This is a genomic window from Pantoea sp. MQR6, from assembly GCF_022761075.1.
GTDB classification, from domain to species: domain Bacteria; phylum Pseudomonadota; class Gammaproteobacteria; order Enterobacterales; family Enterobacteriaceae; genus Pantoea; species Pantoea phytostimulans.
Genome location: NZ_JAKYXB010000003.1, coordinates 282,332 through 305,463, shown reverse-complemented (window position 1 = coordinate 305,463; position 23,132 = coordinate 282,332). Strand labels below are relative to the sequence as shown.

The 23,132-nt window shown below is 51.0% G+C and carries 23 protein-coding genes; 5 read left to right on the top strand and 18 right to left on the bottom strand.

All coding sequences use genetic code 11. The annotated features are described in order from the left end of the window. Positions 1-31: 31 nt before the first annotated feature. From MUG06_RS14245 to MUG06_RS14220, 6 genes are all read right to left on the bottom strand, one after another. Entirely contained in the window at positions 32-526 is a 495-nt protein-coding gene (locus tag MUG06_RS14245) for a CinA family protein (RefSeq protein WP_243078988.1), read from the bottom strand. Positions 527-622: 96 nt separating this feature from the next. Then, on the bottom strand, positions 623-1,402 hold the full coding sequence (locus tag MUG06_RS14240) for a heme ABC transporter ATP-binding protein (protein ID WP_243078987.1): 780 nt from the start codon (positions 1,400-1,402) through the stop codon (positions 623-625). Continuing rightward, the gene (locus MUG06_RS14235; protein WP_215845640.1) at positions 1,399-2,388 is read right to left on the bottom strand and encodes an iron ABC transporter permease; all 990 of its coding nucleotides are present in this window, start codon (positions 2,386-2,388) and stop codon (positions 1,399-1,401) included. Before MUG06_RS14235 ends, MUG06_RS14240 begins: the two co-directional genes overlap by 4 nt. Next, positions 2,381-3,199 (bottom strand): ABC transporter substrate-binding protein, encoded by an 819-nt coding sequence (locus MUG06_RS14230; protein ID WP_243078986.1) that lies wholly within the window; start codon positions 3,197-3,199, stop codon positions 2,381-2,383. The genes MUG06_RS14235 and MUG06_RS14230 overlap by 8 nt, the downstream gene beginning before the upstream one ends. Beyond that, positions 3,196-4,227, bottom strand: a complete 1,032-nt coding sequence (locus MUG06_RS14225; RefSeq protein ID WP_243078985.1) for a ChuX/HutX family heme-like substrate-binding protein — start codon at positions 4,225-4,227, stop codon at positions 3,196-3,198. The genes MUG06_RS14230 and MUG06_RS14225 overlap by 4 nt, the downstream gene beginning before the upstream one ends. A 52-nt stretch (positions 4,228-4,279) precedes the next feature. Further along, positions 4,280-6,652, bottom strand: a complete 2,373-nt coding sequence (locus tag MUG06_RS14220) for a TonB-dependent receptor (protein ID WP_243078984.1) — start codon at positions 6,650-6,652, stop codon at positions 4,280-4,282. A gap of 246 nt (positions 6,653-6,898) precedes the next feature. Between MUG06_RS14220 and MUG06_RS14215 the strand changes: the two genes are divergently transcribed. Next, complete coding sequence (locus MUG06_RS14215) at positions 6,899-7,198, top strand: SelT/SelW/SelH family protein (protein ID WP_215845636.1); 300 nt, start codon at positions 6,899-6,901, stop codon at positions 7,196-7,198. A 70-nt stretch (positions 7,199-7,268) separates the two neighbouring features. On the opposite strand, the gene MUG06_RS14210 is transcribed toward MUG06_RS14215, so the two are convergent. From MUG06_RS14210 to MUG06_RS14180, 7 genes are all read right to left on the bottom strand, one after another. Then, positions 7,269-7,808 (bottom strand): PadR family transcriptional regulator, encoded by a 540-nt coding sequence (locus MUG06_RS14210; protein ID WP_243078983.1) that lies wholly within the window; start codon positions 7,806-7,808, stop codon positions 7,269-7,271. A gap of 78 nt (positions 7,809-7,886) precedes the next feature. After that, positions 7,887-8,678: a siderophore-interacting protein gene (locus tag MUG06_RS14205; RefSeq protein ID WP_243078982.1), complete on the bottom strand. Its 792-nt coding sequence runs from the start codon at positions 8,676-8,678 to the stop codon at positions 7,887-7,889. Positions 8,679-9,102: 424 nt separating this feature from the next. Further along, entirely contained in the window at positions 9,103-9,306 is a 204-nt protein-coding gene (locus MUG06_RS14200) for a hypothetical protein (protein ID WP_215845634.1), read from the bottom strand. Between the two features lie 184 nt (positions 9,307-9,490). After that, positions 9,491-10,360, bottom strand: coding sequence for a helix-turn-helix domain-containing protein (locus MUG06_RS14195; RefSeq protein WP_243078981.1), 870 nt, complete (start codon positions 10,358-10,360; stop codon positions 9,491-9,493). A gap of 178 nt (positions 10,361-10,538) precedes the next feature. Next, on the bottom strand, positions 10,539-10,706 hold the full coding sequence (locus MUG06_RS14190; protein WP_243078980.1) for a DUF2474 domain-containing protein: 168 nt from the start codon (positions 10,704-10,706) through the stop codon (positions 10,539-10,541). Position 10,707: 1 nt separating this feature from the next. Next, positions 10,708-11,712, bottom strand: a complete 1,005-nt coding sequence (gene cydB, locus MUG06_RS14185) for a cytochrome d ubiquinol oxidase subunit II (RefSeq protein ID WP_243078979.1) — start codon at positions 11,710-11,712, stop codon at positions 10,708-10,710. 1 nt (position 11,713) lies between these two features. Further along, complete coding sequence (locus MUG06_RS14180) at positions 11,714-13,126, bottom strand: cytochrome ubiquinol oxidase subunit I (RefSeq protein WP_243078978.1); 1,413 nt, start codon at positions 13,124-13,126, stop codon at positions 11,714-11,716. Positions 13,127-13,914: 788 nt separating this feature from the next. Here MUG06_RS14180 and yghX point away from each other — a divergent pair. After that, positions 13,915-14,802: a YghX family hydrolase gene (gene yghX / locus MUG06_RS14175; protein WP_215845629.1), complete on the top strand. Its 888-nt coding sequence runs from the start codon at positions 13,915-13,917 to the stop codon at positions 14,800-14,802. Positions 14,803-14,903: 101 nt separating this feature from the next. On the opposite strand, the gene MUG06_RS14170 is transcribed toward yghX, so the two are convergent. Next, positions 14,904-15,272: a helix-turn-helix domain-containing protein gene (locus MUG06_RS14170; protein ID WP_215845628.1), complete on the bottom strand. Its 369-nt coding sequence runs from the start codon at positions 15,270-15,272 to the stop codon at positions 14,904-14,906. 104 nt (positions 15,273-15,376) lie between these two features. Between MUG06_RS14170 and MUG06_RS14165 the strand changes: the two genes are divergently transcribed. From MUG06_RS14165 to MUG06_RS14155, 3 genes are all read left to right on the top strand, one after another. Further along, positions 15,377-16,231 carry an SDR family oxidoreductase gene (locus tag MUG06_RS14165; protein ID WP_243078977.1) on the top strand — a complete coding sequence of 285 codons (855 nt, stop codon included), beginning with the start codon at positions 15,377-15,379 and terminating at the stop codon, positions 16,229-16,231. 429 nt (positions 16,232-16,660) lie between these two features. After that, entirely contained in the window at positions 16,661-18,319 is a 1,659-nt protein-coding gene (locus MUG06_RS14160) for an alpha,alpha-trehalase (RefSeq protein ID WP_215848219.1), read from the top strand. A 115-nt stretch (positions 18,320-18,434) separates the two neighbouring features. Then, positions 18,435-19,388: an aliphatic sulfonate ABC transporter substrate-binding protein gene (locus MUG06_RS14155; RefSeq protein ID WP_243078976.1), complete on the top strand. Its 954-nt coding sequence runs from the start codon at positions 18,435-18,437 to the stop codon at positions 19,386-19,388. A gap of 47 nt (positions 19,389-19,435) precedes the next feature. Here MUG06_RS14155 and MUG06_RS14150 read toward each other — a convergent pair whose 3' ends face one another. The 4 genes from MUG06_RS14150 to MUG06_RS14135 all read right to left on the bottom strand — a co-directional run bounded on the left by MUG06_RS14150 (position 19,436) and on the right by MUG06_RS14135 (position 23,082). Further along, the gene (locus MUG06_RS14150) at positions 19,436-19,948 is read right to left on the bottom strand and encodes a DUF892 family protein (protein ID WP_215845626.1); all 513 of its coding nucleotides are present in this window, start codon (positions 19,946-19,948) and stop codon (positions 19,436-19,438) included. A gap of 14 nt (positions 19,949-19,962) precedes the next feature. Continuing rightward, the gene (locus tag MUG06_RS14145) at positions 19,963-20,448 is read right to left on the bottom strand and encodes a ferritin-like domain-containing protein (RefSeq protein WP_243078975.1); all 486 of its coding nucleotides are present in this window, start codon (positions 20,446-20,448) and stop codon (positions 19,963-19,965) included. 521 nt (positions 20,449-20,969) lie between these two features. Continuing rightward, positions 20,970-21,134, bottom strand: coding sequence for a general stress protein (locus tag MUG06_RS14140; RefSeq protein WP_215845624.1), 165 nt, complete (start codon positions 21,132-21,134; stop codon positions 20,970-20,972). 1,039 nt (positions 21,135-22,173) lie between these two features. Next, positions 22,174-23,082, bottom strand: a complete 909-nt coding sequence (locus MUG06_RS14135) for a LysR substrate-binding domain-containing protein (protein ID WP_243078974.1) — start codon at positions 23,080-23,082, stop codon at positions 22,174-22,176. Positions 23,083-23,132 lie beyond the last annotated feature (50 nt).

Sequence of the window (23,132 nt, the reverse complement as noted above, 5' to 3'; positions counted from 1 at the left end):
ATGCGCCTGAATGTGGCGCATTTTTCTGGCTTCAGCGGGAAGGTTGAAGGCGTTTGATTAAACCGTTGATAGCAAACAGCGCGCCCTGCTCCATCACCTCTTTTGGTTCGCCGTCAAATTGCTGACATTCCGCGTAGATGTCGCCGTTCGCCAGTTTCCAACCGACCCAAATGGTGCCTGCGGGCGTGCCATCTTCGCCCCCGTCAGGTCCTGCATAGCCGCTGATGGCCAAACTAACGGGCTCTTTGGACCGATCGCAGGCCCCCTGCGCCATCTCGCGCACGGTTTGTTCACTCACCGCGGTGTATTGTTCAAGCACCCTTTCGCTCACGCCCAGCAAACGCACTTTTGCGCTCTCGCTATAGGTGACAAAACCGCTGGTATAAAAGTTGCCGCTGTTCTCAACCGCCGCCAGCGTCATGCTGATGAGACCGGCAGTACAAGATTCTGCGGTGGCAAGATGCAGACCAGAAGATAATAAAATTTTACCTAGCTCTTCAGCGGCCTCATTTAGCGTATTCGCCATCGTTTTCTCCCTGTTTATTGACTGTTTAGAGAAAAGTATGGCTGAAAAAAAACAGTTGGCAGCTAAGACAAGGTAATGTTTTATAAGCGAAACGGCCTAAACCCGCAGCTGAATATGTGGTCGCCCACTTTCAGCATGTGGCGTTACCTGCAATTCAGCCTGATACCAGCGCATCAGGGTTGCTTCCGTCATCACCTGCTGCGGTGTGCCCTGCGCCACTAATTTGCCCTGATGCAGCAGCAAAATACGATCGGCCCACAGCGAAGCCAGATTGAGATCGTGCAGCACGGCGCAGACGCTAAAGTCACTTTTGCGCGTGAGTTTATGCAGCAAGCGCAGCGTCTGCTGCTGCCAGAACAGATCCAAGGCCGAAGTCGGTTCATCGAGAAACAGCCAGCCTCGCGGCGCGCCATCCTGCCACAGCTGCGCCAGCACGCGCGCCAACTGCACGCGCTGCTGCTCCCCGCCGGAAAGCTGACGATAATCGCGCTGCGCCAGCGCATCACACCCGGTCAACATCATCACCTCTGCAACAATCGCAGCCGACTGCGTTGATGGCCAGGGCGCGCGACCCATTGCCACCACTGACGCCGCCGATTGCGAAAAGGTCATGGTGTTTTGCTGACGCATTACCGCGCGTCGTCGTGCCAGCTGCTCACGCGGCCACTGATCTAACGGGCGATCGTCAAGGCGGCATTCCCCACGATCTGGGGGCAGGAAACCGGTTAACAGGCGTAACAACGTTGATTTCCCCGCGCCATTGGGGCCGATCAGCGCCACCATTTCACCGGCGTTAAGCGTGACATCCAGATTATCGATCAGCATCCGTGTGCCGCGCGCAAAATGCAGTCCACTAGCCTGAAGCTGCTTCATCATTCCATTCCTCGCTGCTGACGCAGGATCAACCAGAGAAACCAGGGCCCACCAATTAGGCTGGTCAGTAATCCCACCGGCATTTCGGCGGGGATCACCACCGTGCGCGCCAGCGTATCCGCCAGCAGCAACAGAATACCGCCTGCCAGCGCCGAGCCCGGCAACATCCAGCGGTGATCGTTGCCCAGGCAAAAACGCATCACATGTGGCACCACTAAGCCAACAAAACCGATAATCCCGCTGACCGATACGGCGGTGCCAACCAGTAACGCGCTGAGCACCAGCAGTTGGCGCTGGGTGCGTTTGACATCAATACCCATGTAATGCGCATCTTCTTCACCCAGTTGCAGCAAGTTGAGGCGACGCGCACGCGTCTGCAGCAGCAGCAGCGCTGGCACAATCAACAGCGCACAAACCAACAACGAAGGCCACTGCGCCTGACTTAAACTTCCCATGCCCCATAGCGAAAGCTGACGCAGTTGCTGATCGTTGCTCAGCCATGAAAGCACGCCGACCGCTGCACCACACAGGGCATTAATGGCAATGCCGACCAGCAGCAACCGCGACAAATTGCCGCGCGCCAGACGACTAAAGCTGAAGATCAGCAGCGTCACCAACAGGCTGCCAAGAAACGCAGCGACTGTCGGGAGCCACATCGCTAACATTGCTGGCAGCGCCAGCGGGATGACGATGGCTAGCGCCACCGCTAAACCCGCGCCGCTGCTGATGCCAAGCAATCCGGGATCGGCCAACGGATTGCGAAACAGCCCTTGCATCACTGCGCCCGATACCGCCAACGCCATACCCAACAGCACCGCCAGCAACACGCGCGGCAAACGAATGTTCAGCCAGATTTGCCAGCTGATATCGTTGAGCGGCGCTTGCCACAGCGCACGCAGCGACAGCGACATGGCACCGAGATTCGCCGCAATCACCATCGCCACCAACATGCTGATCAGCATCAAGAGCAGCCAGCGCAGATTAATCATGCCGGATGGCTTCTGCCGCACGGCGCAATTTGACAATAGCCTGCGGCGTATCCAGACCAAAACCCAGCAGCGCCATGGTATCGATCACCAGCAGGTTGTGGTGCTGCCCGGCGGGCGTTAGTGCCAGCCCCGGCAGCTGCCACAGTTTCTCTTCGTTGCCGAACGCTTTCAGGCCATCATCCCCAATTACCACTAAATCGGGCGCAGCAGCGACCACGCCTTCCTGTGACAGCGCCTGATAATGCGGTACTGAAGCCATGGCGTTCACCAAGCCTGCACTGCGAATGGCACTATCTGCAGCAGTTTGATTACCCGCCGCCAGTGATTTCATGCCGCTGTTCGCCATGATAAACAACACTTTGACCGGTAATGTCTGTTGCGGAAGTTGCGCCAGCTGCTTCTCAACCTGCGCTTCCAGGGTTTGTGCCTGAGCGTCACGATTCAGCGCTTTGCCAATGGCAGCAATCTTCTTCGGAATAGCTTGCACGCTGTTTTCGCCGGTTATCTCCACCACTTTCACACCCGCTTGCTCTACTTGCTGCAACACCAGCGAAGGCTTAGCCAGCTCACTGCTTAACACCAACGTCGGTTTCAGCGCCAGAATGCCCTCGGCGTTGAGCTGGCGCATATAGCCGATGTTGGGCAATCTATTCGCCTGCGCCGGTTGCTGGCTGGTGCTGTCGCGGGCGATCAGATTTTGCTGAGCATCCAGCGCATAAACGATTTGTGTGACGTCACCGCCAATCGACACCACCCGCTCCGTCGCAAACGAGGGAAGCGCCACCAGCACCATCAATAACAGCGATTTCATGCGCCGTCTCCTGCCGCACGCAGCGAGTTGACTTGCTCACGCCAGCGCGCCTGCTCCGGCGTGCCTTCGCTGCGCTGACCATACAGCTGCGCAATTTGCGTGCCGTCGGCGGCGAACAGTTCCAGACTTGTGACAAAACCATCGCCGCTGGGTTTGCGTGTTACCCAGCTTTCGCTAATGTGGTTTTCCATCAGGTGCAGCGTAAATTGTGGATTGAAGATGTTGATCCAGTTTTCCATTGGCATCAGTTTTTCTACAACGCCGGTAAAGATCTGAGTGCAGCCGCGATTGCCGACAAAAATCATGATTTCATTGGCATCCTGCAACGTCAGATTCAGCACTTTCGCCAGCGCATCATTGCTGACTTGCCAGGCGAGATCGTCACCCGCAGCGCGGAATGCCTGCTGGCGCGAGACGTTGTGACGCTTCAACAGGCCAAAGAATTGATGCACGTCAGTCATCGCGCGCCATTCGTTGTCGATAGCTGCTGCATCAACGTTGCGATTGCGTTCCGCAGCCGTAAACGGCTGAACACTAATCGGTGCGCTATTTTCTTGAGCAAAATTCGCGATCAATGCCTGCCACGCGGCTTTGTCGCTGTTGTCTGTCATATAGACTTTCAACACGGCATCGCCGTGGCGATCAAAGATTTGAATGCTTTGGCGTTCGCCATGCGCAGTTTGCTCACGCAATGCGAACGCGCTCTGCCACTGCGACGGAAACAGGCGCAAATCCAACGCGCGTGGATTAAGAACCAAACCACCGTGACCGCCTAAATGCAGATTTTTATATTCTCCGAGATGCTCATGTACCGCATATTCATTGCGGGTGATGCTTTTGGTTTCACCGACCGCTTCCAGCGCAGCCAGCAGCGCCGGGAAATCACTTTTTATCGCCTGCGCGTCGTGCCCGATACGCGCTTCGCAGAGCTGTGCTTCGCTGATGCCCATCAGCGCTGCCAGATCGCGGGCATACTTCTTCGGCTGTTCACCCTTCAGGGCTAAATAGTGTTGGTAAGTCTGGTTCATTGCGCGTTGTTCCCATGAATGTGCCCTGCTTTATCGCAGGGCTAAATTATTATCAGAAGTCGACGTTAACACCCAGTTGGAAGGTGCGGCCTGGCATCACCGCCAGCGATTGATCGTTGCGATCCTGTTGTGAATCACTGGTCAACTCACGGCTGCTGAGGTAATCCCAATATTTACGATCGGTGAGGTTATAGAGGCCGCCGCTCAACTTAACGTTTTTAGTGACGTTCCAGTACGCGGTCATATCCACCATGCCATAACCCGGCACACGCATATAATCAGTGCTGGAATCCGTTATGGCGTTACCCGTATTGGTGAAGCTTTCCCGGTTCGTCGCTGTCGCTTTCTTGCCTTTCACGAAAGTAGCGGTGACTGCCGCACCATAACCGCGATCAACGTCATCCCACGCCAGGCCAACGATGGCTTTCATCGGCGCTACGCTCTCCAGATCGACATAACGGTCGCCAAGGTAGCTCGACTTCGCTGCGCCTTGGGTGTAACCGAAGGCCAGATTGGCGCTCAGACCATCGACCTGCTGGAACCAGGTGCCGAAGTTAATTTTGCTACTGATTTCTGCACCGTAAATGTATGCCTTATCGCGGTTCTCAGCTTCATAAGTGGTGTAGATGTTGCTCGGTACATTAACGAATTTATCGGGATTGCCTGAACGGGTGTAACGGGTAAAGGCAATGAAGTTTTTATAGTCGTTATAGAAGGCAGCCGCGTTGATGCTGACGCCTTCGGTCAACAGACCTTTCACGCCCCATTCGTAGTTATTGCTGGTTTCGGTTTTAAGATCGGGATTACCTATCAACGCATATTGCGCTGTGCCGGCATAGCTGGAACCCAGGTTCCACGAACCATACAGCTGGGTGTCATTCGGGAACTGCGCGCCACGGCTATATTGCAGATAGGTCATTAGCGTTGGTGTCAGATCATATTGGAAAGCAATTGACGGCAGAACCTGTGTATCGGTGTTCGCAGATCCGTACAGCGCTGACACGTCTGAGGAGTCGAGCGCGCTGCTGTTGGTGGTCAAGGTGGAGACATCTCGCGGCTTGGTGTTCTGGTACATCACACGTACGCCCGGAATCACCGCGAAATTATGACTGTCGAAGTTAACGTTGATCTTATCCTGTACGTAACCGCCCACCGTGTAGCTACGGCTGTTGGCCTGCGGCTGCATGATCACACTATAAACACTTGGCGTAGGCGATTGGCGGAACGGACGTTCGGTGTCGATCAGACGTGCGTTAAGGCCGCCGCTCAGTTCATGACGACCTATACTCTTCGCCAGCCGCGTGTCAAAGCCGTAAGTATCGCTGTTGTAATCGGAGTAAACCGTTTGATAGGCGCTGGCGCTCGACGGCATGTAGGTGTTGTCATGCGCTTCAGTTTTCTGCCAGTAAACGCGCGTGATCAGGCTGTCGATAACATTGTTATACGGCGTGTATTCATCACTCAGGCTCGCGCCGAAACGGCGCGTGTCACTTTGCTGCTGCGCAGTGCCCCAAACGGTATTACCGGATGTATCCCAACTGTCGTAATGCGAATGATTGGTTTTGTGGTAGTAATCCAGCGTCGCGCTGAGTTTGTGCTCATCATTGGGTTGCCAGATGCCGGAAGTCATAAAGGCATCGGAGTGCCAGTTCGCTGGGTAAGCGTCAAGCTCGCCGCTGTTGTTTTCGGTTTCCTGCCCGTCGCGACGGCTGTAAACGAAAATACCGCGCAGCTCATCATCGCCCGCCGCAGCGGTAATGCCGTTGTGCCAGCTACGGTTCGAAGAGTCATAATCGCTTTGGTAACCGAAGTAGGTTTCCTTACCCGGACGCAGGTAATCATCCGCTGTTTTGTTGCGGAAAGAGACATTGCCGCCGATTGAGGTGTTGGGTTGATCGACCGCCGTTGCGCCCTTTTCAATGTCGATGCGGCCAAACATGTAGGGATCAATGTAATCACGACCGATGCCAAAGCTGTCAAGGCCGGCGCGTCCAACATAGCTGCGTCCGGTGGCTTGCGGCAGCGGAATGCCATCTACGTCCAGACCTACACGGTTACTTTCCAGCCCACGAATGTTGTAACCCGTATAACCCGCGCGGTCGAAACCACTTTTTCCAGCAGACGAACCGCCGCTGGAGCCGGTTGCGCTGATCAGCGGTTCGTAACGCATGATAGAACCAAAGTCGTTTGCGCCACGCTGACGCAGCTCTGCCGCAGAGAGCGAGGTTTTGCTGCCCGCCCGTTTTTCGTCTTGGGGTGCGTTAACGGTCATTACCGGTTCGCTGCTGCTGCTTTTGCTGGCTGAAAGTGCAAGAACCGAAGGATCCGAGCTGGCGGCGTAGCCGCAGGCTGTATGAATTGCAGAGGCGATCAGCGCCGTTTTAAACAGCCGCTGTGGCGTAATTCCCTGAAAAATTAGTGACATGAGCGCGAAAGTCCTGATTAATTGTTAGTATTCGCTCACACGCTTGCAGACAGTATCAAAAGATGGCTTCGCACAATAAAGCCATAAAAAAATTGAACTTATTTTTAGGTATGAATTATTTGCCGAGAATCTAATGCAAGTGGTAATCATTATCAATAGCATTTACATTAAGAGGGTTCTTACAGCGCACATTTTGTTAATCTGCACTTCTAAGTGAATAATCAACATCTTATTGAGGTAATCCCCATGACGCCGAAACCGACCATCGAAATACATTACTGCACGCAATGTAACTGGCTAATGCGTTCAGCATGGATGGCGCAAGAGCTGCTGCACACGTTTGCCGACGATCTCGCGTCGGTGACGCTGAAACCAGGCACTGGCGGGATATTTGAAATTAAGGTCGATACTTTTTTGTTGTGGGAGCGCAAGCGCGATGGTGGCTTCCCCGATGCTTCAATGCTGAAACAGCGGGTGCGCGATTACTGTTTTCCAGAGCGCTCGCTGGGGCACGTTGACAGGAAAAAGCCTGACGCCAACGCATAACATTGAGGTGAATGAGAAGATTTACTTAGTGCAGCGCTAAAAACAGAGAGATCACAACCAGACGTGTTAATCAGCTGGTTGTGATTTTTTTTGCCGCTTCGTTGAGGGTTGAAATGATGCTCTGCAACGTCTCTTCTGAAATATCTTCCTGCGAAAGACGACTATTTAACGCCGCTTTCATCTGATGGATCGCCTGATCAACATCAGGAATAGAACGATTATTCACCAAAATCGCCAGCGACGTTAAGCGTTCAATCAGACTAGCGATATGCTCGCGGTTCTCTTCCAGCAATGCACGTCCGGCCGCCTTTAACGCATAAGCTTTACGTGATGCCTGCGCATCAACCACGCGAATGGCGTCCATCTCTTCCAGCAGCGTCAGATTCGGATAAATAATGCCGGGACTGGGGGAATATTCGCCTTTGGACAGTTCCTCAACTGATTTAATCAGTTCGTAGCCGTGCGCGGCATTCTGCCCAAGAAAGTGCAGCATCAACAGGCGAATATCACTGGCATCCAGCATTTTTTCCCGACGTTTACGACGCCCGCCACAGCTTCCTGAACGCGGTGCGCTGTCGCGATGACATGAGAATGCTGAGTCCTGTTTCATTGCCTGCCTGGAGATGGGGAAAAGGAGGTTGATAGTAGTCTGCCGCCTGGCAAAATTCAACACAGGCGGCGGGGAGCGCTACTTCTGGTGCCAATAGGCAACGGCACGTACGTAAGCGGGATCGATACCGCGATCTACAGTGAAATAGTCGCTGAGCGTTTTGACGAAATTGCCTTCACCGGTCAGCCAGATGAAAGACTCATCCTGCGGAATAGCGATGTTGTCCAGCGCGGCGATCAGCGTGCCCAGGTTTTCACTTTGCATGGTGCCGTTACCGAGCCAGCTGACATTCACCTCGGCCAGATCCGGCAGATAACCGCGCCCGGTTTGCTCGTCGGTGTAAGCGAAAAGATGCAGCGCTTCAGCCTGCAGATCTTTTTTACGACGCTTAAAAGCCGGTAAACCGGTTTCGTCACAGACATAAAGCTGGAAAGCGTAATCCGTTGGAACCACCAGCGAACCACGCGGGCCGCCCATGATTAGCGTGTCGCCAATGTTTGCTCGCGTTGCCCAATCGCTGGCGACACCGCTTTCATGAATATAAAAATCGATGGTGAGGGAAGATTCACCATCAAACTCCAGCGGCGTATAATCACGCGCCGGAGGACGCACGCCCTCTTTCCATACGATGCCTTCATCAGTCATCTGCGGCAGCGCTAACTCGCCGCTACCCGCTTCAGGGAAAAAGATTTTGATGTGATCATCAAAACCGGGCGAGTTAAAGCCAGCCAGATCGCTACCCTTAAAAACGATGCGCCAGAAATGATTGGCGACCTTGGTTTTACTCGTCACGGTGATGTGGCGAAAACGTAATTCGTTGCGCACGCGCTGTGGCGCACGGCCTGGAATCTCTTTCTTGTTATCTCGCAAAAGTCAGCTCCTGTCACGATGCAGATTGTCAGCACCACAGCGCATTACACCGCTAGCCACCGCAACCCATTTTCCGGTTATGAAATCAAAATCATTCTCATCTAACGCCAGTAAGATAGCTATGATATATCTTAACCACAATGACGAAAAATGCGATCGGCACGCCTAAAACATATTTTATGAATTGGGAGAAGCGCAATAAAAGGTGTGAAGTGACGCAGGAAGAGGCGGCTTAAAGAGAGGAGGAGAAGCGCGTCGAAGTACAGAAAAAAAGTACAGAAAAGCGGGTCAGAAAGCCTGATTTACGGCTCGCTAATAACAGATGAACGCGTAACAGGACTCAGGTAAAAGCCGTTCATGCGTATGTGCCTGAAGCGAAGCTTAAAGCACATATCACGTTTGTACGCGCGCGTTTTCTGTCAGATTAAAACGTATCGGCAAAACCTGCTGTAGCGGGATTACCCTGACTGTGTTGCGGCAACTGACCATCACCCAGAATTTCATGCTGAGTACCCTGCGAATGCGGGTGCAGCCCAGCAGGCGGATTAAAAGGTTCAGCCATCTGCGCCATAGCAAGAGCTGGGATGGCAGAAAGCGCCGTAACAAGGAACAACATTGAGAGTCGCATAGTTGAGGTCTTTATCATTTTTAGCCGGAAGCGGCCTGAATTGCAGATGAATATTCCAGCCCTGAAGGATGGTTGCCCGATGAATGCGCAACGTCAGGGTTTCAAGAGAGAATTTTACGCCAGAATCGGCGATTTTTTTATAAAATCGTGCGGTTAGTCACAGATTACCGCACGAATTATGCATTTAGTCTTTTGTTACCGGAATGGCGAACACGCCGATCAGCCAATCTGGCTGGGAGGCTTTAAGATCTAAACGCAGCAAATCTTTACCCGGACGGCGCGCCACACCCAGTGCTGGCAGGTGCAGGTAATAAATATCGGAGATAAAACGCGTGAGCTGTTCCGGTGTACCACTCCAGCGGATCATCGCATACAGGCCGCGATTCGCCGTCCAGTTCACGACTTGCGAACTCAGCTTTTCAGCATGCTGACTTTCCAGGGCTTGAAACAGACTGATATGTTGCTGTTCAGCGGAAGAATTGCCCGGGCTGTATTGAAAACCGAGCCAACCGCGTTCGACATATTGCCCAGCGAAACGGACAAAATGCCGCGCCTGCTCGGCAACACGCTGCTCGCTGTCGTGAATGTAATCGCCAAACTTACATTCCCATTCCACCACTTCACCACACAATTGCAGATCGTCTTCACGCATCACCAATTCAGCCTGCTCAATGGGTGAACGCACCGGAATGCGACCGTGGAAATGCTTCACCGGCAGATCGGGAATACGGCGAAATGCACCTGGCGTGACGGAGAAATGGTTCTTGAATACGCGAGTGAAATTCTGCTGATTATCAAAACCAAAGCGCACCGCAATGTCGATCAGCGGCATCCGGGTTAAACGCAGCGCCATTGCAGACAGGGTTAAACGGCGCTTGCGCGTATAAGCCGCCAGCGTTTGTCCGGTCATCTCTTTGAACATGCGCTGCATGTGCCATTTAGAGTAACCAGATTTCAGGGTAATCAGATCGATGTTGAGATCGTCGGTCAGATTCGCCTCTATCCAGTCCACCAAATCGTTGATGTACTGTTTCTTAAGGGTCAGGCTGAGCATGGTGGTTTACGTCGAAGTGAGTTGTACTGCGAGATTCGTCACAAAAGAATAACAAAAACGTATAAAGAATGTAAGGAAGGGTAAAGAAACCGTAGGCTTCTCAAGCATAAATCGCATTAATTGCTTAGGGTACTAATTAAAAAAGGCTGGCAGAGCCAGCCTTTACAGCAGAGTTCGTTTAATGACTTCGCATACCTGCCGCTGTCATCATCATACGAAACAGTGATGCCACCACACCAAGTGCCAGCACGCTTGCGCCGTAGATGATCACCAGCCACATTATACGTTTCCACCATGGGGCTTTCGTCTCATTGTGGGTTTTCGTGCTGCTGACCTCGGTTTGCATATCAATGGTATCCTTCGTCTGCTTTGATTTTCCCGCGGAACACGTAGTAGCTCCAGAAGGTGTAACCCAGGATCATTGGAATGATCAGCAGGCTACCCACCAGCATAAATGCCTGGCTTTGCGGCGGTGATGCTGCCGCCCAGATGGAGACCGACGGCGGAATAATGTTTGGCCAGATGCTGATGCCTAAACCGGAGAAGCCCAGGAAAACCAGCGCCAGCGTTAACAGGAACGGCGAATAGTGCGCTTCACGCTTGATAGCCCGCATGATGCCCCATGAACAAAGCAGCACCAGTACTGGAACGGGCAGGAACCAGAACAGATTCGGACGGCTGAACCAGCGATGCGCGATATCGGCATGCGAGAATGGCGTCCACAAGCTGATAATGCCCACTATCACTAACAGCGTAATCACCAGCGGTGTCGCCAGTGCTGACATCTTACGATGCAGCTCGTTCTCGGTTTTCATGATCAACCACGTGCAGCCCAGCAGCGCATACGCCACCACTAAGCCCACACCGCAGAACAGCGGGAATGGCGCGAACCAATCCATTGCTGAACCGGCGAAAGCGCGGCCTTCAACCGGAATGCCGTTCAGCATCGCACCGACTGCTACGCCCTGACTAAAGGTGGCTAACAGCGAACCGGCGATAAAAGATTTATCCCAGAATGCGCGGTGCTCTTCAGTTGCCTTGAAGCGGAATTCAAACGCCACGCCCCGGAAAATCAGGCCAATCAACATGGCCGTCAATGGAATCGACAACGCATCGGCAATCACCGAATACGCCAGCGGAAACGCGCCATACAGGCCCGCGCCGCCCAACACTAGCCAGGTTTCGTTACCATCCCAAACCGGTGCAACGGTGTTCACCATCATGTCACGCTCAACCGGATCTTTGTTGAACGGGAACAGAATGCCGATACCGAGATCGAAGCCATCCATCACGATGTACATCAGCGTGGCGAAGACGATAATCGTGAACCAGATAATAGAGAAATCGATCATCTTAGTGGTCTCCTTCCTTATGCGTTGCTGCAGACAGCGGACGCGCAGGGGTTTTCTTCTGACCCGGACCACCGTGTTCAACCACGTGACCTTCGCCAGTAATCGGACCCTGTTTAATCAGACGCATCATGTAGTGATAGCCGACACCAAATACCGAGCAGTAGACCACGATGAACGCCAGCAGGCTGATACTCATATGCAGGTCGCCATGCGCGGAGACCGCATCAATGGTGCGCTGCACGCCGTAAACTACCCAAGGTTGACGACCAATTTCTGTGGTGAACCAACCGGCTAAAATAGCCAACAGACCACTCGGCCCCATGAACAGGGCGAACCACAGGAAGGGACGCGACTCATACAAGCGACCTTTAAAACGCAACCACAGGCTGACCACACCAAGCGTAATCATCAGCAGCCCCATCGCGACCATCACGCGGAACGACCAGAAAATCACGGTGGAGTTCGGACGATCCTCTTTCGGGAAAGTCTTCAGCGCCGGAACCTGCTTGTCCAGGCTGTGCGTCAGGATCAGGCTGCCAAGATAAGGCACTTCCAGCGCATATTTGGTGCGCTCTTCTTCCATATCCGGGATGCCAAACAGGATCAGCGGCGTGGCTTCGCCTGGCGGGTTTTCCCAATGGCCTTCAATGGCAGCGATTTTTGCCGGTTGATGCTCCAGCGTATTCAAGCCGTGCGCGTCACCGATCATCGCCTGAATTGGCGACACAATCAGCGCCATCCACAGCGCCATCGAGAACATTTTACGAATGGCTGGATTATCATTTCCTTTCAGCAAATGCCACGCAGCCGAAGAGCCAACAAAGAAGGCGCTGGCAAGGAATGCCGCTGTAGACATGTGCAACAATCGATACGGGAACGATGGGTTAAAGACAATCTTGAACCAGTCTTGCGGGATCACAATACCGTTTTCGATGATGTAACCCTGCGGCGTGTGCATCCAGCTATTAGACGCCAATATCCAGAAAGTGGAGATAATGGTGCCGAGTGCAACCATGCAGGTGGCAAAGAAGTGCAGGCCCGGACCCACGCGGTTCCAACCAAACAGCATCACTCCAAGGAAGCCCGCTTCAAGGAAGAATGCGGTTAATACTTCATAGGTCAGTAACGGACCGGTGATACTGCCCGCGAACTGCGAGAAGCCGCTCCAGTTAGTCCCGAACTGATACGCCATCACCAAACCGGATACCACGCCCATACCGAAGTTCACGGCAAAGACTTTGGACCAGAAATGATAGAGATCGCGATAAGTTTGATTACGGGATTTCAGCCACATACCTTCGAGCACTGCCAGAAAACTGGCCAGGCCGATGGTGATGGCGGGAAAGATAATATGGAAGGAAACAGTAAATGCGAACTGTATCCTGGCCAGATGAAAGGCATCTAATCCAAACATTGCTTACCTCTTTGCCACATAGAACACCATATATTTACTTATAATTAACAAGTTAAGCACAATGTAAATATTTCACATTACGCTTAATTAAATTTCCGCCGCGAAATGTAGAACACTTCGCCTAAGAGAAACAGAAACAATCGGGAGAGCAAAAACTATAACAGTCTTTTTTGATTTTGGTCATTGTTTTTCGCGGCAATTATCTATTTAAAAACAAGGTGCAAAAGTTAATTCAAACACCTTTATGTGACATAAATGTTATATCAAATAGCAGCAAAAACGCTGCTTTCGCAAAGAAAAGCTTAGGAATAAAAATCATGACAACATCCTGTTTTTACGGTTTATTCTGGTATAAACCTTGTCAAAAACAGGGGCTTAATCGTAGAGCTTGTTATGCAAAAATCCTATTTTTTAATGCGTTAGACAGATTTCCACTTCAACCAGCGCCTTAGCCTTTTTTTAGGTGCTTAAGGTTAATTTGCCACGATTATAAAGGGGTGCGGAATGAGCCAATTCATACGCTTTCAGCAAACGGCTAATGTTAATAAATTGAGTTTATTTCCTTTACTAAATTAACAGATTAGTTTGTAAAGAAGCTTATTGGCGCGTAGCAGATAAATCCACCTGGAAATAGCCAATAAAAAAATTTGCGTGAGCGATCACGTTATTTTCACCTACCGTTACGTTAATTACATTTAACCCGATGAGTCATCCCGGTTGCCTCAGCTGACAAGCTGTGCTTTGTTAAAGCGGCATCGCCTCCTGTTAATCTGGGTTAAGGAATTGTTATGACACGTCTAACAGCACAAGATTTCCCTCAGGAATTACTCGAACTCTACGATTACTACGCACACGGCAGAATCAGTAAACGCGAATTCATTTCTATGGCAGGCAAGCTGGCGATTGGCGGCATGACTGGCGCTACGCTGCTCGGCATGATGAGTCCTAACTATGCGCTGGCCAGTCAGGTTGAATTCACCGATCCCGACATCAAACCGGAATACATTCACTACCCTTCGCCGCAAGGTCATGGCGAGGTGCGCGGCTATCTCGTGAAACCGGCCAATGCCAAAGGCAAAGTGCCTGCGGTGGTTGTGGTGCATGAGAATCGGGGATTGAATCCCTATATAGAAGACGTGGCGCGCCGTGTGGCGAAAGCGGGCTATATTGCGCTGGCACCGGATGGATTGAGTTCGCTAGGCGGCTATCCAGGCAATGACGATGAAGGCCGAGAAATGCAGGCCAAAGTGGATCCCACCAAATTGATGAACGATTTTTTCGCCGCGATCGATTTTCTCATGCACCACCAGGAAGCGACCGGGAAAGTCGGCATCACCGGATTTTGCTACGGCGGCGGTGTGTCAAATGCGGCAGCGGTGGCCTTCCCGGATTTAGCCTGTGCCGTACCGTTTTATGGTCGTCAGCCCAAGGCTGAAGATGTGCCACGGATCAAAGCGCCGCTGCTGCTGCATTACGCTGAGCTGGATAAGAATATCAATGCTGGCTGGCCTGCGTATGAAGCCGCTTTAAAGCAGAATGACAAAGTCTATGAAGCGTATATTTATCCCGGCGTGAATCACGGTTTCCATAATGATTCAACGCCACGCTATGACAAAGCCGCAGCGGAGTTAGCCTGGAGCCGAACGCTGGCGTGGTTTGAAAAGTATCTGCACTAAATCTCATGCTTGATTTCACGCATGCGCGCTGTGGAAGCAGCGCGCATTTATCGATTCTCACCACTGCCCTGCTCTTCACATTGCATCCGCTTATCGGTCAATTAATTCTCGCGCTGCGCCAGAATGCGACTGAGATTCTCCTCCAGCCAATCGGCAAGTCCGGTGACTTGCGCTTCGACTTCACGCCCCAGCGGCGTAAGGCGATATTCCACGTGCGGCGGCACCACTTCGTAAGCAATACGCTCAACAAAGCCATCCTCTTCCATATGACGCAGCGTCTGCGACAACATGCGTTCACTGACGCCACCCACGGTGCGCCGCAGTTCGCTAAACCGCAGCGTTTCCTTTTTCAGTGCCAGCAAAATCAGCACGCTCCAGCGACTGGTAATGCGCTTTAACACCTCACGGGAAGGGCAATTTACGTTTAACAGCGCACCACGGTTAAATTTTTCACTTAGTTTTTCAGACATTTAATCTGTTCTCTTGATACTAACAATTATGTAAGTACTTACTAAAAGTTAGCTTATCTCGTAGGCTGTTTTTCACCAACAGCAAAATTAAAGGGAATACCAAAATGATTGCAATAACAGGCGCGACTGGCCAATTAGGCCGTTTAGTGATTGAAGCATTAGTGAAGAAGATTCCTGCCGGGCAGCTGATTGCCGCCGTACGCTCACCGGAAAAAGCCGCTGACCTCGCCAGGCAAGGTGTGCAGGTGCGCGCAGCCGATTACAATAAGCCAGAGACGCTGGTTGCCGCGTTTGCGGGCGTTGAAAAACTGCTGCTCATCTCTGGCAGCGAAGTCGGCCAGCGTGAAGCTCAGCATAAAGCGGTGATCGATGCGGCCAAAACCGCAGGCGTAAAATTCATTGCCTACACCAGCCTGCTGCATGCCGATAAATCGCCCCTGGGATTAGGTATTGAGCACCGCGCTACCGAAGCCTTATTACAGGCTTCAGGCGTGCCGTTCGCGCTGCTGCGTAACGGTTGGTACAGCGAGAATTACGCCGCAAGTATTGCTCCGGCGCTGGCACACCATGCGTTTATCGGCGCAGCAGATAGAGGCCGCATCGCGTCGGCATCACGTCAGGATTATGCCGAGGCCGCCGCAGAAGTCATGCTACGCGACGATCAGGCCGGTAAGGTTTATGAACTGGCTGGCGATGATCATTATACGCTGGCACAGTTCACCGCAGAGATTGCGGCACAAAGCGGCGAGAAAGTGGATTACATCAATCTGCCACAAGCGGAGTTTGCTGACGCACTCAAAAACGCAGGCTTGCCAGAAGGGCTGGCTGATATGCTGGCGGATTCTGACGCTGGCGCAGCGCAAGGCGGTTTGTTCGATGATTCTCATACGCTGAGTAAACTGATTGGTCGCGCAACCACCCCTTATCAAGATGTGATTCGGGCAGCGATGAAAAAATGAGTCAGTGCGATGTTCCCTTTCGTGGGAACATCGTGCTTAATAGCGTTATTCCTCTTCAGCTTTCCCCATGCTGAACAATTGGCCTCATTACACACTGATAAATGACATCGCCTAAGCACTTAATTTATTGCATTCGTCGCTTCGTATGCCACGTTATGCACCCTTTTTTAGGCTGTAAAACTTGTCTAAATGTTAATAAATACCCATTTTTGTCAGACTAAACTGATTTCTTTAGTTACCTAAGAGATTCATCTGAAATGCATTTTTTGTGAACCACCGCATATTTAGTTGATATGGCTATAATTTATGCAAAAAAACCGATTAATAGACAATTTTTATTACGTTCATAGGCAATCTGCATTGTTGTTTGGCAGGTTGAGAGGTCTATAATTTTCTCTTTATGCAAACCGGACTGCTCTGGAGGCCGCTATTAATACTAATCGCCAGCAACTCAATGCATTCGAAGAAGTTCGTGCAGGTGCGGACGTTGAGTATCTATACGATCCCCATGAACTGAAATTGGACGGCATGCAAGATTCTGAACCAGAGCCCGAGCTGATCGAAGGCTTACCGGCTCCAGACGCGCTGACGCCAGCAGATCGCTACCTTGAACTGTTTGAAAATGTTCAAATGTCGCGCATTTTTGAAGATAGCAAAACCTTTCCTGACTGTTCGCCAAAGTATGATCCGCTCGACGTGCTGATGCGCTATCGCCGTCAAAAACGCAGCAGCGACTTTGACCTGTCGCGTTTCGTGGCCGATCACTTCTATTTGCCAGGCGTTAACGAGAGCTTTTATGTCTCGAACCCTGACAAAACGCTTAACGAGCACATTGATGATTTATGGCCGGTGCTGACCAAAATGCCGCAGCAACACATGCCGCATTCCTCACTGCTGCCGCTGCCAAAACCTTATGTCGTGCCAGGCGGACGCTTCGGTGAAACTTACTATTGGGATTCCTATTTCACCATGCTGGGCCTGGCGGAATCGGGTCGTGACGATTTACTGCGTCACATGGCGGATAACTTTGCCTGGTTGATCGACAATTACGGCCATATTCCCAACGGCAACCGCACCTATTATCTCAGCCGTTCTCAGCCGCCGGTGTTTGCGCTCATGGTTGAGCTGTTTGAAGAAGATGGTGTGCGAGGCGCAAAGCGCTATCTTGAGCAGCTGATGAAGGAATACCACTTCTGGATGGATGGCGCGGGTGAGCTGATGCCAAACCAGGCTTATCGTCATGTGGTGCGCATGCCAAACGGTTCATTGTTGAATCGTTACTGGGATGACCGCGACACGCCGCGTGATGAGTCGTGGATTGAAGACGTGGAAACCGCGCGTCAGTCAAAACGTCCGGCAAGTGAGGTTTATCGTGACCTGCGTGCTGGTGCCGCATCCGGCTGGGATTACTCTTCGCGCTGGCTGCGTAATCCAAAACGTCTGTCAAGCATTCGCACCACGCAATTTATTCCCATTGACCTCAATGCGTTTCTTTACAAGCTTGAGTTGATGATTGCTACGTTATCGCACGCCAAAGGTGAAGAGTTAACTGCACTCGCCTGGCAGAAGAAAGCTGAGGCGCGTAAACGTGCGATTACCCGCTACTTGTGGGACAGCACCGCAGGCGTGTTCCGCGATTATGACTGGCGACGTGCGCGCTTCGGTGCATTTACCGCGGCTTCTGTGGTGCCGCTGTTTGTTGGCCTTGCTACGCCGCATCAGGCGCATCTGCAATCTATCGCCCTGCGCCAGCTGCTACTGAGTAATGGTGGATTACTAACGTCCATGGTCGACAGCGGTGAGCAGTGGGATGCACCCAATGGTTGGGCTCCCATGCAGTGGATGGCGGTGGTTGGCTTAAATAACTACGGCGAAGAGACCCTTGCCAGCGAAATAGCGGTGAACTGGCTAAACACCGTCAATAATTTCTATCAGCTACACCATAAGCTGGTTGAGAAATATGATATCAGCGGCGATCGTGCACGTCCTGGTGGCGGCGGTGAATATCCTTTGCAAGATGGGTTTGGCTGGACCAACGGCGTTACCCGCCGCTTGATGGTGATGTACGGCCACTTAATGGCGGATTAATCGTTGCGCAGCGAGTTATCTGCTGCGCGGCAAAGCTTATGAGAAAACGGCGTTTAGTGGATAGAGGGCCCTCCCCTATTATCGCCTGAGGCTTAGTAACTCATAAGGATGCATCATGACCCGCCTTAACGCTCTTGGCGGCGCCCTGTTGGTCGCCGCCTTGTTTTCCTTTCCACTCCACGCCGCAGAACAAACCCTACGTATCGGTTATCAAAAATCATCTACCTTGCTGACGCTGATTAAACAGCGTGGCGAGCTGGATAAATCTCTTGCCAGCCAAGGGGTAAAAGTCAGCTGGCATGAATTCTCTAGCGGCTTACCGCTACTCGAAGCGCTCAATCTGAATAATGTTGATTTATCTGCTGATGTCGCCGATACCGTACCGGTTTTTGCGCAGGCGGCAGGCGCTAATCTGACGTATTACGCCCGCGAAACACCCTCACCAGATGCGCAGGCGATTTTGGTTCCGGCGGATTCATCGATTAAAACACTGCAGGATTTGAAAGGGAAAAAGATTGCTGTCACCAAGGCGGCAGGCAGCCACTATTTGCTGATCGCTGCGCTGAAGAAAGCGGGTTTGAAATTCAGCGATGTTTCCCCCGCTTGGTTAACGCCTGCTGATGGGCGGGCTGCAATGGAAAATGGCAGCGTCGCAGCTTGGGTAACCTGGGAACCTTATGTGACCAGCGCGAAGGCTGAACAGCATGTGCGGGTATTGACGAGCGGCAGAGGTTTGGCGAGTTATCAACGCTATTATCTGGCATCGACAGAGTATGCTAAAGCGCATCCTGCCGTGTTAAATACTGTCTATAACGCGTTGGAAACCCAGGCTGAATGGCTGAAAGCGCATCCTGCTGAGGCAGCGAAACTGCTGTCACCGCTGTGGGGAAAATTACCGATATCAACCGTAGTACAAGCCAATGCGCAGCGTAGTTATCACATCGAGCCAGTAAAATCAGCCGATCTGGCAGAACAGCAAAAAATTGCTGACGCTTTTTATCAGGCGAAGCTGCTGCCAAAACCGATTGACACGCAAGCGGTTAATACCTGGCAGCCCGCCTCGCCTTAATCTATTTGCCGGGGATGCTGATTAAACGCATCTCCAGCCTTTCAAACTTATTTCTTCGCTTCTACGCCCGACTGTGACGAGCGCAGTAAAAACTGCTGCGTCACATCAGGCAGATGCGTATAAAGCCATTCCGCCATCGCGATTTCCTGCTCACGAATCTGCGTCAGGATAGTCACGCCTTCCGCATCACCGACATGCTCTGCAGCGGCAATCAGGCTGGTGTAGCTAGCGATTTCGAAATTCTCAAACACATAGCCACTGATACCGCCTTTAACCACTTCATCTGGCGTGGTCATGCCGCCCACGGCTTGGCCAAATGCAGCCATTTTGCCCATGGCATCTTTAAGGGTGGAGTTGTGGATATCATGGCGATCCAGCAGCTGCTTGAGCAGGCTCTGCTGTTGTTTGGTTTCCTCAATGTGTTGGACAATACGCTGCCTCAACTCAGGATAATGCTCAAGGCGATCGGCCATTTTATTGAGCATGCTTTCCGCTTGCTCTTCCATGGCATGCGCATCGCGTAGCCAGTCATGATAGTGCTCTTCTGGGGATGTAGACATGGTCTCTCTCCTTATCAGGAAGCCACAGTGATGGACTCAGCGACATCAGTCAGCTTTTGATCCGTTTGTTTCTCTTCATTCAACGTCTCTGCCAGCAGCTCGGCAGCTTTGGTATAACCTAGTTTAGTCGCTAACGCATAAAGCGTACCGTAGGTGGCAATTTCGTAGTGCTCAACTTTCTGTGCTGCACCGATCAATCCTTGATCCCGCACTTCACCTTTTTCCACAGAATCAATAATTTCCTGCGCTTCTTCGACTAAGCCTTCCAGCGCATGACATTTCATCCGTCTAATTTTAAGTTCTGGCGTTACTTCAACGATTTCATCCAGCCGCTCTATTTGGCCTCGTGTCTCTTCGAGGTGCTGATTAAACGCGGCGATAAGTTTTTCATCAGTGGCTGCACGCGCCATTTTAGGTAAGGCGCGGGTAATTTGTTTTTCAGCGCTGTAAATATCAGAGAGGTCATGGATAAAGAGATCGTTCAATGTCTTAACTGTCATCACTCTTGCCTCATATTTTGTTTCGATAGGGTAATTGTTAACGCCGCTTGATGGTCATCAAGGGAACTCAATAAAACTCTAGCGTATTAACGCCATCTTGCGAGTCGCTGCTGCTGGAATTGTGAACAAAACTGGCATATAAAATGCATTTTTCTTTTTACACCATAGAGTTAGTGGCATTAAATAGTTAACTTTGTTGAATCAGTAACCCTCGACTTTATCGGCTAAAGTTGTACAGACTTTTGTTAGACCGTATACATATAACGCCTAAATAAATAGTTTCCGACGTTATTTTATTTTTATAAAATGTGTACGCAATTACTTTTTCCTGTACAGATTATTTTTTGAAAAACAAAAAAACCGGAATAGAGTTCTATTCCGGTTCAAATAAGTTATGACTGAAGGCAATAAGCCGCTCAGCCATATTGGATTAGCTGGCTTTTATCAGAAAGGGAAGGAAAATATAAAAATTGTCACCTTGATATTTACATAACTTCTTGTAATAAAAGAGTTATATAGAATCAACTACGACGGCTGATCTTACCTCCTTTTCGACCTGCTTCAATAGCGCGCTCAGGATCGTTCTTAAAGTTACCGCCGCTCTTCTGGCCACCCTTGCGGCCAGCTTCGGCTGCGCGCTCTTTGTCTGCAGCAAAGTTTCCTGCCCCACCACGATATTGAGTCATCCTGTATTCCTCATGAGGTTTAATAATATAGCAATCACAGACAATACTTCGTCAGGCTGGTAATACAAAGTAAATGTAGCCATAAAATTTACATGATCAAGCGGATTAGCTTACTCAGCCATGCAAAATTTTGGTTAATTTACGGCCCTAACATAATGATCAATGATTTAGCCATGAAATCATTTTGTCATGACATCACAAAAAAGAATCGGGGAAATTTACATTCAATTTCCGATCATTTCCGTTTCGTATTAATCGATCATTTCGTCAAAAAGTCCACTACAAACTCCTATAAACGAAGCGGCATGCTTCGCTTATTCCGCATAAAATTTGATTAATTTGATCAACAAATGATCTTTTTAGCTAAAAGAAGCAATAAATTAGTAATTAAAGCGCTGATCAAGAGGATAATTATAAGCGAAGCGGTAAACGTGCTATCGAATGTTCAAAAAAATGCAATCTGATCAATAAATGATCAATTATTTCTCGGAATGAATTAAATAAGCGAATAGTGAAAAGAAAAGATCGACCAAAGATCGATTTGAATAAGCGAAGCGGCAAGTATAAATAAACAAAACGCCCAGATGGGTGCTTTTAGGAATAGTTCTTAGAAGGGTATTTCTGTAAGAAGGCTAACAGAGCCTTATTCAGCTGATCTGGATGCGTAGCAGCGAATCCGGGCGGACCATTCTCATAAACTTTAAGATCTAAACCAGCCATCATTTCGTGTACACGTTTTCCTGTGGCTTTGAACGGAACGAGTGGGTGTTTGCTGCCGTGAATCACCCACGTCGGCCTGCCCATTTTGACGATGTCGCTAAGGAAATATTTTGGTAAAAGCGGTGACGTAATCCGTGTTGCTCTTCAGCCAGGCAAGCAGGGCAAATTCAATGTCTGCGTCAGCATCAGTGAGCCTCGTGCCGATGCCGAGCTACAACGTGACGTATTGCAATATCATCAGGGCGAGGATGCGCCGAAAGCGAATCATTTAATCCTGTTGCGCACTGCACTCCTCTTTACGGAGCGCAGTGCATATTTTTTATGGCGCACTATAAATGTCGCGTAATCTCGGTAGCGTCTGCAATTTCTCGCGCCACCAGCGGGCCGCATTGCCGCTGGCATTCTCATTCCATGCCAGATACGCCATATCACGGCGGCATTCGCTATCTAACTGACGCGCCACGAGTCTGCCATCCGCCAAATAGGGTTCAGCTAAATAGCACGGTAGAAAGCCACATCCCAGCCCCGCCAGCTGCGCCTGCAGCTTTGTAGAGAAATCATGGACGCTGAGCGTCTTTTGCTCATCCAGTACCCGTAAATCAATACCAGCGCTGTGACGTGATGAATCATGCACCGTTACCGCGCGATACTGCCGGATCTGCTCACGCAGCAGCGGTTCCGGTGCCTGCGCCAGGGGATGTTCAGGTGCAACGGCGAAGACATAATCCAGCCAACCCAGCGCCACGCAACCAATATCTTTGCGCGTCGCCGGCTCTTGTACTGCGCCAAAGACGATATCCGCTTCGCCATAGCTTAACGCTTCCCAGCAGCCCGCCAGCACGTCGTGGCGAAATTGCAGCTGCGTATGCGGATGTTGCTGATAAAACTCATCAACTAGCGGTGTGAGCAGCGAAAACGGCACCGACGCATCAACGCTGATCACTAAATTGCTCTCCCAGCCGCTCTCGACATAGCGCGCCTGCTGCTCCAGCTCATTAACTGCACGCAACAATGCTCGCCCTTTATCTAGCATTAAGCGGCCTGTCGGCGTAAAAGTCGCACGATGCCCGGAACGATCGAGCAACGTAATTTTCAGATCACTCTCCATTTTTTGTACGGTATAACTCAGCGCAGACGCAGTTTTAAACAGCCGTGCCGCGGCAGCAGCAAAGGTGCCGTGGCGATCCAGCGCATCTAAAATCAGCAGCGCCTCAAGGTTTAACCGCATGTTTCCTTTCCTCAAAAATTGTTGAACAACAACCCAAAAACATTCCGCTA